Consider the following 14,218-nt stretch of genomic DNA (forward strand, 5'->3'; position numbering starts at 1 on the left):
ACGGCCTCCGCTGCGCGGGGCCCTGCCGGGCTGAAACGTGCCACGGCCTTACCCCATCGTACGTGCACGCTGCCGCTGGGGCTTCGCGGGCTGGGCGGGCCGGTTCTCACAGTGCGGGCCGTGGGGGCCGATCGCGCAGTTCCCCGCGCCCCTCACGGGGCCGCGGCCCCGCTCAGGACGAAGGTCTCACCTGCGGCTTTGTGTTCTTCTTCAGGAAGCCCATGTCCTCGTAGAGAGGGGTCTGGAAGCCGAAGGCGCCTGCGTTGGCGAGGTTGGTCCGGGCCGCGGTGAGCTGGGGGCGCTGGTAGAGGGGGATCGAGCCGGCGGCGGCCCAGATGCGGGCGTCCGCCTTGCGGACCAGGGAGCGGGACTCGCCCGGGTCGAGTTCGGCGATGGCCTGGTCGAAGAGCTGGTCGACCTGGTCGGTGCCGACCCGGGTGTAGTTCTGCTCGACGTTCAGGGAGCCGTCGGAGGCCGGGACCGGCTTGGAGTAGATCGGGCGGGCGTCGGTCGCGGGGAACGCTGACGCGGGCCAGGAGTACAGCGCCAGGTCGTACTGGCCCGAGGCGATGTGGTCCTTGAAGTAGCTCTCGTCGGCGACCTTGGAGATCTCCGTGCGGATGCCGATACGTTCCAGCATCCGCGCGATCCGCTCGCCGACCGCCCGCAGCGACTGGGAGCCGGGGCCCGACGGGAGCACGAAGCGCAGCGACAGCGGCTTGCCGTTCTTGGCCAGCGGTCCGGCCGCGGCACGCCCCGGGGCTGCGGTGCCCTTCGGCGCGTACGCCCCGGGGGCGCCGCCGTGCTGGAACTGCGACTTGCCTTCGTGGGCGAGGTTCTTCTCCACCTTGCCGGACGTGCCCGGCCCGTCCATCCTCCGCTGCTTCTCCGTCTCGGCCCTCTGCTTCTGCCCGGCCTTCTGCTTCTGCCCCTTCTTCGCCTTCTCGGCCTGGCCGCGTACGCCCAGGACGTAGGCCTGGTCGAGGAGCGCGACCCGCTGCAGTTCGGCCAGGGGCGCGGGCACGAGCAGGGCCGGGGCGCGGTCGGCGCCCGGCTTGTCGTCACCCGGCTTCCCGTCCTCACCGACGATGTACGTACCGTCGTCCCCTGAGCTGTCGGAACCGTCCGAGCCGCTGGAGCTGTCGGAGCTCCCGGAACTGTCGGAACCCGTGGAGCCGTCGGAGCTGCTGGAACCTTCCGAGCCGTCGGAACTGCTGGAGCTGCCCGAGCTGCCGGAATCCTCGGAGCCGGTCGAGCCTTCGTCGGTGTCCGAGTCCGATTCCGATTCCGACCCCGAACCCGAGCCCGATTCCGCGGGGGTCCCCGACGCCTCGGACGCCTCCGAGCCGGCCGGTTCCTTCGAGGCTCCGGCGCCGGCCGCCTTCTTCTCCTTCTGCTCCTCCTTGACGGGACCGCCGGACACCCATCCGGCGTCGGCCAGCAGGGCCTGCGCCTCCTTGGTGTCCTGGCCGCCGAGCGCTCCGCTGTTGTCGGCGTACGCGTGCTGTCCGGAGAGCGCGAGATGGCTGCCGACCGGTTCGGCGGGCAGGCCGAGCGGCCGCAGGACCACCCTGGCGAGCTCGTCCCGGTCCAGGGCGCGGGCCACGGCCCGGCGGACCCGCTCGTCGGCGAGCGGCCCCTCCTCGCCGTTCAACGCGAGCTGGGTGAAGGCGGGTTCGAGGGACTTGCGGACCTCGAAGCCGCGCAGGGCCGACTGCTCGTCCGCGTACTTCGCGACGGCCTTGCCCCGCTTCTTGCGGGCCAGGATCTCCTCGTCGGCCGCCTCCTCGTCGGAGCCGTGCGCGATCGCCCAGGAGCGCAGCGACCTGCCGGGCGTGAGGGCGGCGCCGGGGCCGTGGGCGAGCGGCGCCCCGTTGCCCTTGCCCTTGCCCTTGTCGCGGGCGGCGAGCGTGATGCGGTGGGCCTCGGCGGAGTCGATCTCGGCCAGGTCGACCTTGCCCTCGGCGAGCGCGGCGGTGCGCTTGTCCCGAGGTACAGCGCGCAGGACCAGCTCGGAGAGCTTGGCGGGGCGGCCCCACCAGCGCGGGTTGCGCTTCAGCCTGACCTCGCCGGAGTCCTTGTCGACGGTGTCGAGGGCGAAGGGGCCCGCGGTGACCTTCAGCTTGCGGCGGGCGCCGTCGTTGAAGGCGTCCGGGGTGCCCATGACGTCCTTCGGGTACAGCGGCGAGAAGAGCGACTGCCAGTCGGCGTACGGCTTGCTGAAGGTGACCCGCACCTCCAGGTCGTTGGCACCGCGTTCGATCTTCTCGATGCGGTCGTAGCCGGCGTTGCGGGCGGTCCAGTACGCGGAGTCCTTGCCGGACAGGGCGCGCCACTGGGCGGCGAAGTCGGCGGCGCCGATCTCGCGGCCGTCGCTCCAGACCGCCTGCTGGTTGAGCTTGTAGAGCACGACCTGTCTGGGCTCGCGGTCGACGACCTTCGCGGACTCCAGGTAGTCGGGGTTGCGCTGCGGCCGGCCGTTCGCGTCGAGCCGGTACATGGAGGGCAGCACGGCGCCCGCGACCTTGGAGGTGGCGGCGTCCGCGTCGGCCTGGAAGGCGTTGAGGGTCTCCGGGAGGGCGTCCACGGCCCAGCGCAGGGTGCCGCCGTCCGCGATCCGGCCGCGCTCCGCGGGGGCGATCTCCTGACCCGCGGTGGGCTTGCCCGCCGGGTCCTTCTCGCTGCAGCCGGCAAGGGCGGGCACCGCGAGCACGCCCGCCGTGAGGAACGCGACCGAGCGCATCACCGCGCGGGGTCCGACGCCGTCGTGGGACATGACTGGTACCTCCGGGGCGGTGCTGATCACGAGGAGCAGAACGGACAGGGCAGGCCAGGTCAGGCACTGTGATGTAGATCACTTTTGGCGGTATAATGGAGTTGATCTGATCTATCGCCCCACTGAAGGGGAGAGTCGCCGCCCGCGGGCGGCGACACGGCGACCGGCCCACGGAAGCCCACCCGTGCGGCCCAACGGCTCGGCGCCACCGTGCGCGCCCCCTCCCGGCCGGGGGCGCGCGACCAGCGCGCAGAGAGCGACACGATCCGGTAATCCATGCAGATCCCTTCACAGGGGCCGATGTGACGCGCGACACTCGCAGGCGCATGAACGTTGCCGCCTTGGGCCGGAGGTCCGCGGAAGTGAGGGCAAGTCATGTCCGTGCACGATGACCTGACGTCAGTCCAGCGCTGTCTCGACGACCTGGTGAGGTCCGTGAAGCGACTGGAACAGCAGATGGGTGGCGGCGGCCTGGAGATGCGCAGGGTGCGCACCGACGCCGACCACCTCCGCGAGAGCGTTGCGCTGCTCCGCGAGGCCGCACCCGGCCTCGGCAAACCGCGGCGCCCCGACCTCGTGTCGATCCCCGACACCCCGTACGACAACACCCTGTGGACGGACTCCGACGACGAGGGTCTCGGCGCCCGCGACCGACGCGCTCCATGAACACGCCGGCCGACCGGCGAGCGAGGCGAACCGAGCCCTGAAAAGAAGGTGCGCTTTCCTTGGCCACTGGTACGGAACCTCAAATGAACAGCGGCGGCGTACGGACCCGTACGCGCGCCGCGATCGCCGCCCCGCATCTGCGGACCGACCGCTGGTGGCTGGCGCCCGCCGCCACCGCGGCCGGGCTGCTGGCCTTTGTCGTCTACTCGACCTGGCGGGCGTTCGCGAACAGCGACTACTACGCGGCCCCGTACGTCTCGCCGTTCTACTCGCCCTGTCTGGCGGAGAACTGCGAGCCGATGCGGAGCGGCCCGAACTGGGAGATCTTCGGCAGCTGGTGGGGCCTGTCCCCCGCGCTGATCGTTCTGATCTTCCCGCTCGGCTTCCGGCTGACCTGCTACTACTACCGCAAGGCCTACTACCGGGGCTTCTGGGCCTCGCCGCCGGCCTGCGCGGTCGCCGAGCCGCACAAGAAGTACACCGGCGAGACCCGCTTCCCGCTGATCTTCCAGAACATCCACCGCTACTTCTTCTACGCGGCGGTGCCTGTCGCCGGGATCCTCACGTACGACACCGTGCTCGCCTTCCGTGACGAGCACTACGAGTGGGGCCACATGGGGCTCGGCACGCTCGTGTTCCTGGTCAACATCACGCTGATCTGGGCGTACACGCTGTCCTGCCACTCCTGCCGGCACATCGTCGGCGGCAAGCTCAAGCACTTCTCCAAGCACCCCGTGCGCTACAGGACCTGGCAGCTGGTCGGGAAACTGAACGCCCGTCACATGCAGCTGGCCTGGGCGTCGTTGGTGAGCGTGGCGCTCGCCGACTTCTACGTGTACCTGGTCGCCTCCGGCGCTTTCGACGATCCGAGGTTCTTCTGATGTCCGTGGTCGACCGACAGGAGTGGGACGTCGTAGTGGTCGGCGCCGGTGGCGCCGGCCTGCGGGCCGCCATCGAGGCCCGTGAGCGAGGCGCCCGTACGGCCGTGATCTGCAAGTCGCTGTTCGGCAAGGCGCACACGGTGATGGCCGAGGGCGGCATCGCGGCGGCCATGGGCAACGTGAACTCCGGGGACAACTGGCAGGTCCACTTCCGCGACACCATGCGCGGCGGCAAGTTCCTCAACCAGTGGCGGATGGCCGAACTGCACGCGCAGGAGGCCCCCGACCGCGTCTGGGAGCTGGAGACCTGGGGCGCCCTCTTCGACCGCACGAAGGACGGGCGCATCTCGCAGCGCAACTTCGGCGGGCACGAGTACCCGCGGCTCGCGCACGTCGGCGACCGTACGGGCCTGGAGCTGATCCGCACGCTCCAGCAGAAGATCGTGTCCCTCCAGCAGGAGGACTTCAAGGAGACCGGTGACTACGAGTCACGCCTGAAGGTCTATCAGGAGTGCACGGTCACCCGGATCCTGAAGGACGGCAGCCGGGTTTCCGGGGCCTTCTGCTACGAGCGCGAGTCCGGCCGTTTCTTCGTGCTGGAAGCCCCCTCGGTCGTGGTCTCCACCGGCGGTATCGGCAAGTCTTTCAAGGTGACGTCGAACTCGTGGGAGTACACGGGCGACGGGCACGCGCTGGCACTGCTCGCGGGTGCGCCCCTGCTGAACATGGAGTTCGTGCAGTTCCACCCGACGGGCATGGTCTGGCCGCCGTCCGTGAAGGGCATCCTCGTCACGGAGTCCGTGCGCGGGGACGGCGGGGTCCTCAGGAACTCCGAGGGCAAGCGGTTCATGTTCGACTACATCCCCGACGTCTTCAAGGAGAAGTACGCGCAGTCGGAGGAGGAGGGCGACCGGTGGTACGAGGACCCGGACCACAACCGCCGACCCCCTGAGCTGCTCCCCCGGGACGAGGTGGCACGGGCCATCAACTCCGAGGTGAAGGCCGGCCGCGGCTCCCCGCACGGTGGCGTCTTCCTGGACGTGTCGACGCGTATGCCCGCCGAGGTCATCAGGCGACGGCTGCCGTCCATGTACCACCAGTTCAAGGAACTCGCGGACGTCGACATCACCGCCGAGGCGATGGAGGTCGGGCCCACCTGTCACTACGTGATGGGCGGGATCGCGGTCGAGTCGGACAGCGCGTCGGCGCGTGGCGTGCCCGGTCTCTTCGCGGCCGGGGAGGTCGCAGGCGGGATGCACGGTTCCAACCGGCTCGGCGGCAACTCCCTCTCCGACCTGCTGGTGTTCGGGCGGCGGGCCGGTCTGCACGCGGCGCAGTACGCCACCGGGCTCACCGGGGCCCGGCCCCTCGTGGACGACGTCCAGGTGGACACCGCGGCAGCGGAGGCACTGCGGCCCTTCTCCGCCGAGGGCCCCGAGCCCGGCGTGGAGAACGGCCGGCCGCCGGAGAACCCGTACACCCTCCACCAGGAACTCCAGCAGACGATGAACGACCTCGTCGGCATCATCCGCCGTGAAGCGGAGATGGAGGCGGCCCTGGAGAAACTCGCCGACCTGCGCGTACGGGCCAGGCGGGCCGGGGTCGAGGGGCACCGGCAGTTCAACCCCGGCTGGCACCTCGCGCTGGACCTGCGGAACATGCTGCTCGTCAGCGAGTGCGTGGCACGGGCCGCGCTGGAGCGTACGGAGTCGCGGGGCGGTCACACGCGGGAGGACCATCCGGCGATGGACCGGGCGTGGCGGCGCGTGAACCTGCTCTGCCAACTGGTCGATCCCACCGGCGGGTTGGCGGCGACCGACCCCGTGCGCGGGCAGATCGACCTGGTCCGTGAGACCACCGAACCCATCCGCCCCGACCTGCTCGCCCTCTTCGACAAGGAGGAGCTGGTCAAGTACCTCGCCGAAGAGGAGCTCTACGAGTGAGCAGCTATGAGGCCCGCTTCAAGGTCTGGCGCGGGGATGCCGAGGGCGGCGGCCTGGAGGACTTCGGGATCGAGGTCAACGACGGCGAGGTGGTGCTCGACATCATCCACCGCATCCAGGCGACCCAGGCTCCCGACCTGGCCGTGCGCTGGAACTGCAAGGCGGGCAAGTGCGGTTCGTGTTCGGCGGAGATCAACGGACGTCCGCGGCTGTTGTGCATGACGCGGATGTCGGTGTTCACCCGCGAGGAGACGATCACCGTGACCCCGCTGCGGGCGTTCCCGGTCGTACGGGACCTGGTGACGGACGTCGGCTTCAACTACATGAAGGCGCGGGAGGTGCCCGCGTTCGTGCCGCCGGAGGACCTCGGCCCCGGTGAGTACCGGATGATGCAGGAGGACGTGGACCGGTCGCAGGAGTTCCGCAAGTGCATCGAGTGCTTCCTGTGCCAGGACACCTGCCATGTGGTGCGTGACCACGAGGAGAACAAGACCGCGTTCGCCGGCCCGCGCTTCCTGATGCGGGTGGCCGAACTGGACATGCATCCCCTGGACGCGGCCGACGAGAGCGGTCTGGACCGCAAGAAGACCGCCCAGGACGAGCACGGCCTCGGCTACTGCAACATCACCAAGTGCTGCACGGAGGTCTGCCCCGAGGGCATCAAGATCACGGACAACGCGCTGATTCCCTTGAAGGAACGGGCGGTCGACCGTAAATACGATCCGCTGGTGTGGCTGGGCGACAAGATCCGCAGGCGGCCGTCCGGTTCGGTGTAGGAGGTCGGACCCGGCCGGGGTGGCGGGACCCGGCCGGGGTCAGAACAGGCTCAGCAGCGCCTCTGCCGGGTCCGTGAGGCCCTTCCCGCCGTTGGGGAGGGGCAGTTCGAACCACACCGTCTTGCCGCGGGGTGTGCGGCGGGAGCCCCAGGCCGCGCTCAGGAGGCCGACGAGCTGGAGGCCGCGGCCGCCCTCGTCCGTGTCACGGGCACGGCGGCGGCGGGGCTGCACCAGTCCTGCGTCCCAGACCTCGCAGACCAGGGTGCGGTCGAGGAGTAGACGCAGCCGGATCTCGCCCTCGCCGTAGCGCAGGGCGTTGGTGACGAGTTCGCTGACGAGGAGTTCGGCCGTGTCGACGAGCGGCTCCAGGTCCCAGCTGAGCAGCTGGCCCCGGGCGTACTCCCGGGCGCGGCCCACGCTGCGCGGCTCGCGCGGCAGCGTCCAGTCGCCGACGGACTCGGACGGCAGCCCCTGGACACGTGCCATCAGCAAGGCGATGTCGTCCTCGCCGTGGTGCGTGTCGAGCGTGTTGAGAACGTGGTCGCAGACGTCCTCCAGCGGGCTGGAGGGGTCGGTGAGGGCGCCCACGAAGGCCTGTAGGCCCTCGTCGAGGGGGTGGTCGCGGGATTCGACCAGTCCGTCCGTGTAGAGCGCCAGGAGGGCACCTTCCGGCAGTTCCACCTCCACCTCCTCGAACGGCTCGCCGCCGACGCCGAGCGGCATCCCCGGCGGTACGTCGAGCATGAGCGCGCTCTCGCCGGGCTCGACGAGGACGGGCGGGAGATGGCCCGCGTTGGCGAAGGTGCAGCGGCGGGTGACGGAGTCGTAGACCGCGTACACGCAGGTGGCGAGGTAGACCTCGGAGAGGTCTGCGTCCCGGGACTGGCGAGCACCGCGCGTAGACTGCTGGACTCCGCCGGGCGTTCCCAGGCCGCGGGCGATCTCGTCCAACGCGGAGAGCACCTCGGCCGGTTCGAGGTCGAGCAGCGCCAGGGTGCGTACGGCCGTGCGGAGTTCACCCATCGCGACGGCCGCGCGCAGACCGCGGCCCATCACGTCTCCGACGACCAACGCAGTGCGGTGGCCGGGGAGTTCGATGACGTCGAACCAGTCGCCGCCGACCTCCGTGGCCGCGTTTCCGGGAAGGTAGCGGCAGGCGATGTCCAGGCCGGAGGCCTCCGGGTCGCCCGGGGGGAGCAGGGAGCGCTGCAGTATCAGGGCGCGCTCGTGCTCCCGGCGGTAGAGGCGGGCGTTGTCGATACAGACCGCGGCGCGCGAGGCCAGTTCGACCGCGAGAGAGCTGTCGCGTTCCCCGAACGGCTCGCTCCCCTTCGTACGCGAGAACTGGACCAGGCCGACGACCGTGTCGTGGGCGACCATCGGCACCGCGAGCGTGGACTGGATCAGGCCGCCCTCCTCGGCGGCGACGCTCTGCGGGCGGGCGGTGCGCAGGGCGTCCGCGAAGGGCGAGTTGAAGGCGTAGTGGTGGACCGCGCCGACGTTCACGGCTTCCGGGCCACCGATGAAGGGCGCGTCGGACACGGCGCTGGCGTAGGCGACGCGGCGCATCTCGGCGCTGCCGTCGGCGAGGCCGGGCGGGGTCTCGTCGCCGGCCAGGAGGCCTTGGTAGAGGTCGACGGAGGCGAGGTCGCAGAAGCCCGGGACGGCCACATCGAGGAGTTCGCGGGCGGTGGTCTCCAGATCGAGGGAGTTGCCTATGCGCGCTCCCGCCTCGTTCAGAAGGGCGAGATTGCGCCGTGCGTGGGCGGCCTCGCGGGCGGCGGCGCGGCGCGCGGTGATGTCGGTGCCCAGCCAGGCGATGCCGATCGGACGGCCCGAACCGCTGTGTACGCGATAGAGGTTGATGGACCAGTGGCGGCGCTCGCTGGAACCGGGCACCGTACCGCTGACCAGCAGCTCGTTGACCGAGTCACCGGTCTCCAGGACCCGTCGCAGAATCGCGGAGACCCGCTCGGCCTCGCCCGGTGCCAGATAGTCCTTGACGGTGCGTCCGCGATGGTCGTCGACGGTGCCGCCGAAGACCGAGGCGAACCGCTCGTTGGCGCGGCGGATGCGCAGGTCCGGGTCGATCAGCAGGAAACCGAAAGGAGATTGGCCGAAAATGGCCTGCGAGGCGGCGAGATCGGTCTCGATCCTGCGCAGAATACGAACGTCCACGACTATGCAGACGGCGGCCCGCTCGCCCTCCTCCGTTCGCGTCGGCATGACGTAGACCTCGGCGAGTCCTTCGGCGGCCAGGCCGGTGCCTTCGGGGTCGGGCAGTCGGAAGGGGACGACACCGGTCCACTCCCTGCCGTCGAGGACTTCGGCCATCTTCCGCTGGCCCAGTTCGCGCTTGTCCTCGGCGACGAAGGCCTCGATGGGGTCCATGCCGACCGCGCGCTCGGTCGAGATGCCGAAGAGCTGCTCGGCGCGCAGACTCCACTGGTCGACGAGGCCGTCGGGGCCTATGGAGAACGAGGCGACCTTGATGTAGTCGTAGATCGATCCGGGCGGACTGCTCTGCCACACGACCTCGCCGGGCACCTCGCCCTGCGCCTCGACGGACGCACCGGATATTCCGGCGTGCCCCGCGCCCCGGGGCTCGTCCGGCACCGGCAACGCGCCATCGCCTGTCGTCGCATCAGCCATCGCGCCGCCCGACGGGTCCTCGGACTCCGTGGCCTTCGCTGGTATCTCGCTCACGCGAACCGTCCCCTCCAGCTCACCGCGTCCGGCACCGGTCACCGGAGGCGGCTGCCCGCAGTATCCAGCACTACGGTGCCGCACAACACGGTGTTCACGATCACAGCACGGTCCCGATGCTTTTAGGACCGGCCGCGACAAACACTCCCAGTCTTCTAACCATGTGGGACCCCGTCGAACCACGGACTTGGGGGTGGCTCGTGTGTCCGAGGGGTCGGGGGTGGTTCGGGGGGCACTTGGGGGCGGCTGTGGGACGGCCATGGATCGGCTGCGGGTCGGCTGCGGAATGGCTTGGGATTGGCCGGGGGGTGACCGCGGGGCGGGTGCGGATCGACTGCCTGGTCGGGGCGGATCGGCTGCTGATCGGCTTGGGGCGGCTGCTGATCGGCCTGGGGCGGCTGCTGGTTGGCTGCGGGGGCGGCCGCCGGCCGTCAGGTCGGGAGTGCCAGTTCGAACCACACCGTCTTGCCCTTGCCGCCCGGTCGGGTGCCCCAGCGGCGGGAGGAGTTCGCCACGAGCTGAAGGCCACGGCCGCTTTCGTCCTCGGGCTCCGCGTCGCGTTCCTGCGGTGGATCGGGGAGGGGGTCGGAGACCTCGACGAGCAGGACGTCCATCGGTTCCGTGGGGCGTACGAGGCGAACGCCGATGGGACCCGTCGCGTGCCGCAGGGAGTTGGTGACCAGCTCGCTGACCAACAGCGCGGTCACGTCACCGAGGGAGTCCAGGCCCCAGGCATGGAGCTGGCCCCGGACGACGGTTCGGGCGGTCCGGACGGCGCCTGGATCCGCGGGAAAGGTCCACTCGGCGATATCGCCCTCGGTGTGGATCACGCAGATCACTCCCAGGCCAGAAGCGGACCATGTCCGGTTTCATGGGGTTAATGGGCACATACCCGATATCCCGGGCGGAGTACCGTGCGCGAGGGCGCACTGTGGCGCGAACGGCGTACTCGGCGCTCGTCTCAGCCGCCACATGCGCCTCGCGAGCCCGAGCGTCCCACGTACGGTGTGCGTCCCGCACCCCGCAGACTCGAGTGCGCGAAGTTGTGATGGTCACACCTTTTCTTTCGCCCCCGCCGCCCCTACCCATTCCCGTCCCTTACTCAGGGGCTCCGCCCCCGAACCCCCGTATCGGCCTGAACGGCCTCGTCCTCAAACGCCGGACGGGCTGAAAATCAGCCCCTCCGGCGTTTGAGGAGCGGGGGTTCGGGGGCCGGCCCCCGAAAGGGACGGGAATGGGTAGGGGCGGCGGGGGCGAAAGAACCCCTACCCCGCAGCCGCCCCGCTCCCCCAAACCCCCCGCGCGACCTCCATCACGGCCGCTACGTCCTGGTCCAGCCACTCCACGTCCCAGAGCTCGTCGGAGGTCAACCAGCGAAGCTCGTCGTGGTCCTGGAGCGGCTTGGGCGCAGGCGAGTCGGCGAGGAGACGCACGGTCCAGACCTGAAGGACGTACGGCGACCGCAAGGCCCACTCACCCGGAACACGGGCAAGCACCTCCGACTCGACCCCGAGCTCCTCCCGAAGCTCCCGCACGAGCGCCCCCTCGGAAGTCTCCCCGACCTCCACCTTCCCCCCGGGCAACTCCCACCGCCCGGCCAACTCCGCGGGCGCACTGCGACGCGCGGCAAGGAGACACCCGTCGCTCAACACGGCGGCTCCCACCACCACGATCCGTTCGGTCATGCGCCGGAGCCTACGGGAGCCCCACGGACACACCCCCACGCGTCACTTCGAGCCGTTCTGCCCGATCCGCTCGACCCAGTAGAGCTGCTTGTGCCCACGGTCGTCGAGGCTGTCCGCGATCTTCTGGGCCTCGGCCCTCGTCGCGTACCTGCCGACGCGGTAGCGATTGCCGTTGTCGTCCTGTCGTATGACGAGCCAGGGAAGTGTGATGGTGCCGTCGTTCATCGCGCCCCTCCGCTCCCCGCCCCCGGCTCGCGTCCTGCCCCGCCACATAAGGAAACCGCAATCCGCATATGCCCGAGCCTACGCCTAACCTTCACGCAGCGAATACGCCTTTTCACAAAGAGGTATGCGCGGGATGCCCGAGAGGTACGCAATCGGCCAGCACGAAGGGGGCGCATCCTCACGGACACGCCCCCTCATCCCCTTCAGGCTCCCGCCGACAGCACTAAGACCGCGCCGAACACCCTCCAGGAGAACGACCGGATTCCACCGGCACGGGCCCCGCCAACCAGCCGCCGACAGCCGGCAACCGGCCCAAGTCGCAAGCAGCTACGACGGCTACGGTCTATTTCACCGGCAAGTGATACGCGATCCGATACCGGTCCGCCGGCACCACCACGTCCGCCGTCTCCACCGGCCGCCCGGACGCGTAGTACGTCCGCTGGATGACGACCACGACATGCCCGGGTACGCCACCCAGCGCCGACAACTCCTCGGCGAGGCCGGGCCGGGCGCCCACCTCCTCCGTGACGTTGTCCACGATCACGTCGATGGCGGCCATGCGCTCGACGACGCCCATGCCACCCAGGGGGCCCTCCTCGGGCAGCATCACCGGTGTGCGGCCCGTGACGGCGAGGGGCTCCCAGGAGGTGGAGAGCATCATCGCCTCGCCCGCGTCCCGGAAGACGTACTTCGTGCACATCACGCGGTCGCCGGCCTGGAGGCCGAGCCGTTCGGCGATGGCGCCGCTCGCCTCGGCCTGCGCGCTGTGCGACTCCCACGTACCGCGCGCGGAGACGTCGGCCTGCTCCTGGCGGAACGGCGTCGACCCGCTGTCCGGCCGGTACCCGGAGCGGGCGACGCGGCGCGGCACCGGGCGCTCGCGCACATACGTACCGGACCCGGAGCGGCCCTCGACCAGGCCCTCGGCCATCAGGACCTTGCGGGCCTCCAGGGCGACCGTGTCCGAGACGCCGTACTCCTCGCGGATTCTGGCCTGTGACGGGAGCCGTGTGTGCGGTGGCAGCGATCCGTCGACGATCTTCTTGCGAAGATCACCTGCGACGCGCAGATACGCCGGCTGCTCACCGAATGTCACTGGCCACTCCCGTCAGGTTGTACAGACAGCTACAGGGTGGCAACCGTGGGTTGTGCCAGGCAAGCGAAGGCCAGAGAATCACTCGATGTGATGACTTGGGGCCGCCCAAGGCTTTACGCAGGCACTTTCTCCCCGCTATGGCCGCCGTCACACCTCTGCACCGCTGCCTCCTGTGCCGCCTCCCGTACCGGCGTCCTCATCTCCGCCGTCCTCGTACGACTCCGGTGGCGTCGAGGCGAGGCCCAGAGCCTTGCGCGTGGTGACCGACTTCTCGGCGTCGGTGAGTTCCAGCGCCTTGTCGTAGTGCTCGTAGAAGACGTCCGCGTCGGTGGCCCTCGCCGCTGCCGACCACTCCCCCTGTGCCGTGTCCAGGTCCTTGACCAGCGCGGCGACCGGCTCCTTCGCGTCGGCGGGCCAGTCGTGGCCGCGCAGCATTCCGAGCTGCTCGGTGAGGGCGGCCGAGACCCTGGTCGCCCACTCCTTGTGGCCGGGCAGGTCGTCCTCGACGTACTCCTCCTCGGGCGCCGAGTCCATGGCCTCGTTGAGGACCTGGGCCGCCTTCAGATAAGTGAGCTGGTCGGCGTCGAGGGTCGTCTCGTCCTGGCGCAGCGAGCCGGTCAGGCTGCCCTTCTCGTCCACGTTGCCGAACAGGCAGCTGATCTCGCGGTCGCCGAGGCTCCAGCTGTCCCGGGTCGGCGTGAAGTAGTAGATGTCGACGTTGTCCGGGATGGCCCAGGTGTCCATGGCGTAGGCGTACTGGAGCGGGTAGCACTTCTCGTCGGCCGCCTCGGTGATCTCGCTGTCACCGGGGTAACTGCCGCTCGCCATCCTGAAGTTCGCGAAGACCTCGCCGTCGTGCTCCTCGTCGCAGGGCACCGTGTCGACGTCGTACGCCATGCCCTCCAGCGAGCCGCCCGGCGTGTCGAAGCACTCGCCCTCGTCCACGGAGAAGGTCGCGCCCTTCTCGCTCGCCTCGCGCGCCCCCTCCTGGAAGCCGTCCCAGAACTCGGACGCTCCGCCGGTGGCCAGCGCGAGGGCGAGGATCGCGGCGCCGATGCCCGACAGGATCATGCCGGCGATCGCCATGCCCTTGCCGCGCTCGCCCTTCCTCCTGATCTGCGCCAGCGCGAAGAAGCCGAGGATCAGGCCGACCAGGGGGAGGAAGCAGAGGATGCCGAGCACCAGCGCGGCTATGGCGAGGCCGTTGACCGGGGCCGGGGTGTTGTACGGGGAGTAGCCCTGTCCCCAGGGCTGATAGCCGTACGGGCCCGGTCCCGGGACCGGGCCCTGCGGCTGGCCCGGGTACGCGCCGTACGGGCCCTGCGGCTGGCCCGGTGGCGGGTACGGCCCCTGGGGTTGTCCTCCCTGAGGCTGGCCACCCTGCGGGTGCTGGGGCCCGGAGGGCGGGGGTATCTCCACTAGTACCGTGCTCCTCGTCCGAGTGCTGTGTCCAGGTGGTGCGGA

General features: G+C 70.1%; 11 protein-coding genes. 4 read left to right on the forward strand and 7 right to left on the reverse strand.

The window, feature by feature from the left end:
* Positions 1-172 precede the first annotated feature (172 nt).
* The gene (locus JEQ17_RS17115) at positions 173-2,776 is read right to left on the reverse strand and encodes an ABC transporter family substrate-binding protein (protein ID WP_200396051.1); all 2,604 of its coding nucleotides are present in this window, start codon (positions 2,774-2,776) and stop codon (positions 173-175) included.
* A gap of 375 nt (positions 2,777-3,151) precedes the next feature.
* Between JEQ17_RS17115 and JEQ17_RS17120 the strand changes: the two genes are divergently transcribed.
* From JEQ17_RS17120 to JEQ17_RS17135, 4 genes are read left to right on the forward strand one after another with little or no spacing between them, the layout of a single operon-like run.
* On the forward strand, positions 3,152-3,442 hold the full coding sequence (locus JEQ17_RS17120; RefSeq protein ID WP_200396052.1) for a hypothetical protein: 291 nt from the start codon (positions 3,152-3,154) through the stop codon (positions 3,440-3,442).
* Positions 3,443-3,501: 59 nt separating this feature from the next.
* Complete coding sequence (locus tag JEQ17_RS17125) at positions 3,502-4,323, forward strand: hypothetical protein (RefSeq protein WP_200396053.1); 822 nt, start codon at positions 3,502-3,504, stop codon at positions 4,321-4,323.
* Entirely contained in the window at positions 4,323-6,266 is a 1,944-nt protein-coding gene (locus tag JEQ17_RS17130; protein ID WP_200396054.1) for a fumarate reductase/succinate dehydrogenase flavoprotein subunit, read from the forward strand. Before JEQ17_RS17125 ends, JEQ17_RS17130 begins: the two co-directional genes overlap by 1 nt.
* Positions 6,263-7,042, forward strand: a complete 780-nt coding sequence (locus JEQ17_RS17135; protein WP_200396055.1) for a succinate dehydrogenase/fumarate reductase iron-sulfur subunit — start codon at positions 6,263-6,265, stop codon at positions 7,040-7,042. Before JEQ17_RS17130 ends, JEQ17_RS17135 begins: the two co-directional genes overlap by 4 nt.
* A gap of 39 nt (positions 7,043-7,081) precedes the next feature.
* On the opposite strand, the gene JEQ17_RS17140 is transcribed toward JEQ17_RS17135, so the two are convergent.
* The 6 genes from JEQ17_RS17140 to JEQ17_RS17165 all read right to left on the reverse strand — a co-directional run bounded on the left by JEQ17_RS17140 (position 7,082) and on the right by JEQ17_RS17165 (position 14,173).
* Positions 7,082-9,748: a SpoIIE family protein phosphatase gene (locus JEQ17_RS17140; protein WP_200396056.1), complete on the reverse strand. Its 2,667-nt coding sequence runs from the start codon at positions 9,746-9,748 to the stop codon at positions 7,082-7,084.
* A gap of 431 nt (positions 9,749-10,179) precedes the next feature.
* Positions 10,180-10,587 carry an ATP-binding protein gene (locus JEQ17_RS17145; protein ID WP_200396057.1) on the reverse strand — a complete coding sequence of 136 codons (408 nt, stop codon included), beginning with the start codon at positions 10,585-10,587 and terminating at the stop codon, positions 10,180-10,182.
* Between the two features lie 426 nt (positions 10,588-11,013).
* The gene (locus JEQ17_RS17150; protein WP_200396058.1) at positions 11,014-11,433 is read right to left on the reverse strand and encodes a (deoxy)nucleoside triphosphate pyrophosphohydrolase; all 420 of its coding nucleotides are present in this window, start codon (positions 11,431-11,433) and stop codon (positions 11,014-11,016) included.
* Between the two features lie 42 nt (positions 11,434-11,475).
* The gene (locus tag JEQ17_RS17155) at positions 11,476-11,658 is read right to left on the reverse strand and encodes an SPOR domain-containing protein (RefSeq protein ID WP_055618615.1); all 183 of its coding nucleotides are present in this window, start codon (positions 11,656-11,658) and stop codon (positions 11,476-11,478) included.
* Positions 11,659-12,001: 343 nt separating this feature from the next.
* Complete coding sequence (locus JEQ17_RS17160; protein ID WP_200396059.1) at positions 12,002-12,754, reverse strand: GntR family transcriptional regulator; 753 nt, start codon at positions 12,752-12,754, stop codon at positions 12,002-12,004.
* A gap of 147 nt (positions 12,755-12,901) precedes the next feature.
* Positions 12,902-14,173, reverse strand: coding sequence for a DUF4190 domain-containing protein (locus JEQ17_RS17165; protein WP_200396060.1), 1,272 nt, complete (start codon positions 14,171-14,173; stop codon positions 12,902-12,904).
* Between the last annotated feature and the right edge of the window lie 45 nt (positions 14,174-14,218).

The sequence above is a fragment of the Streptomyces liliifuscus genome, assembly GCF_016598615.1.
GTDB classification, from domain to species: Bacteria; Actinomycetota; Actinomycetes; order Streptomycetales; family Streptomycetaceae; genus Streptomyces; species Streptomyces liliifuscus.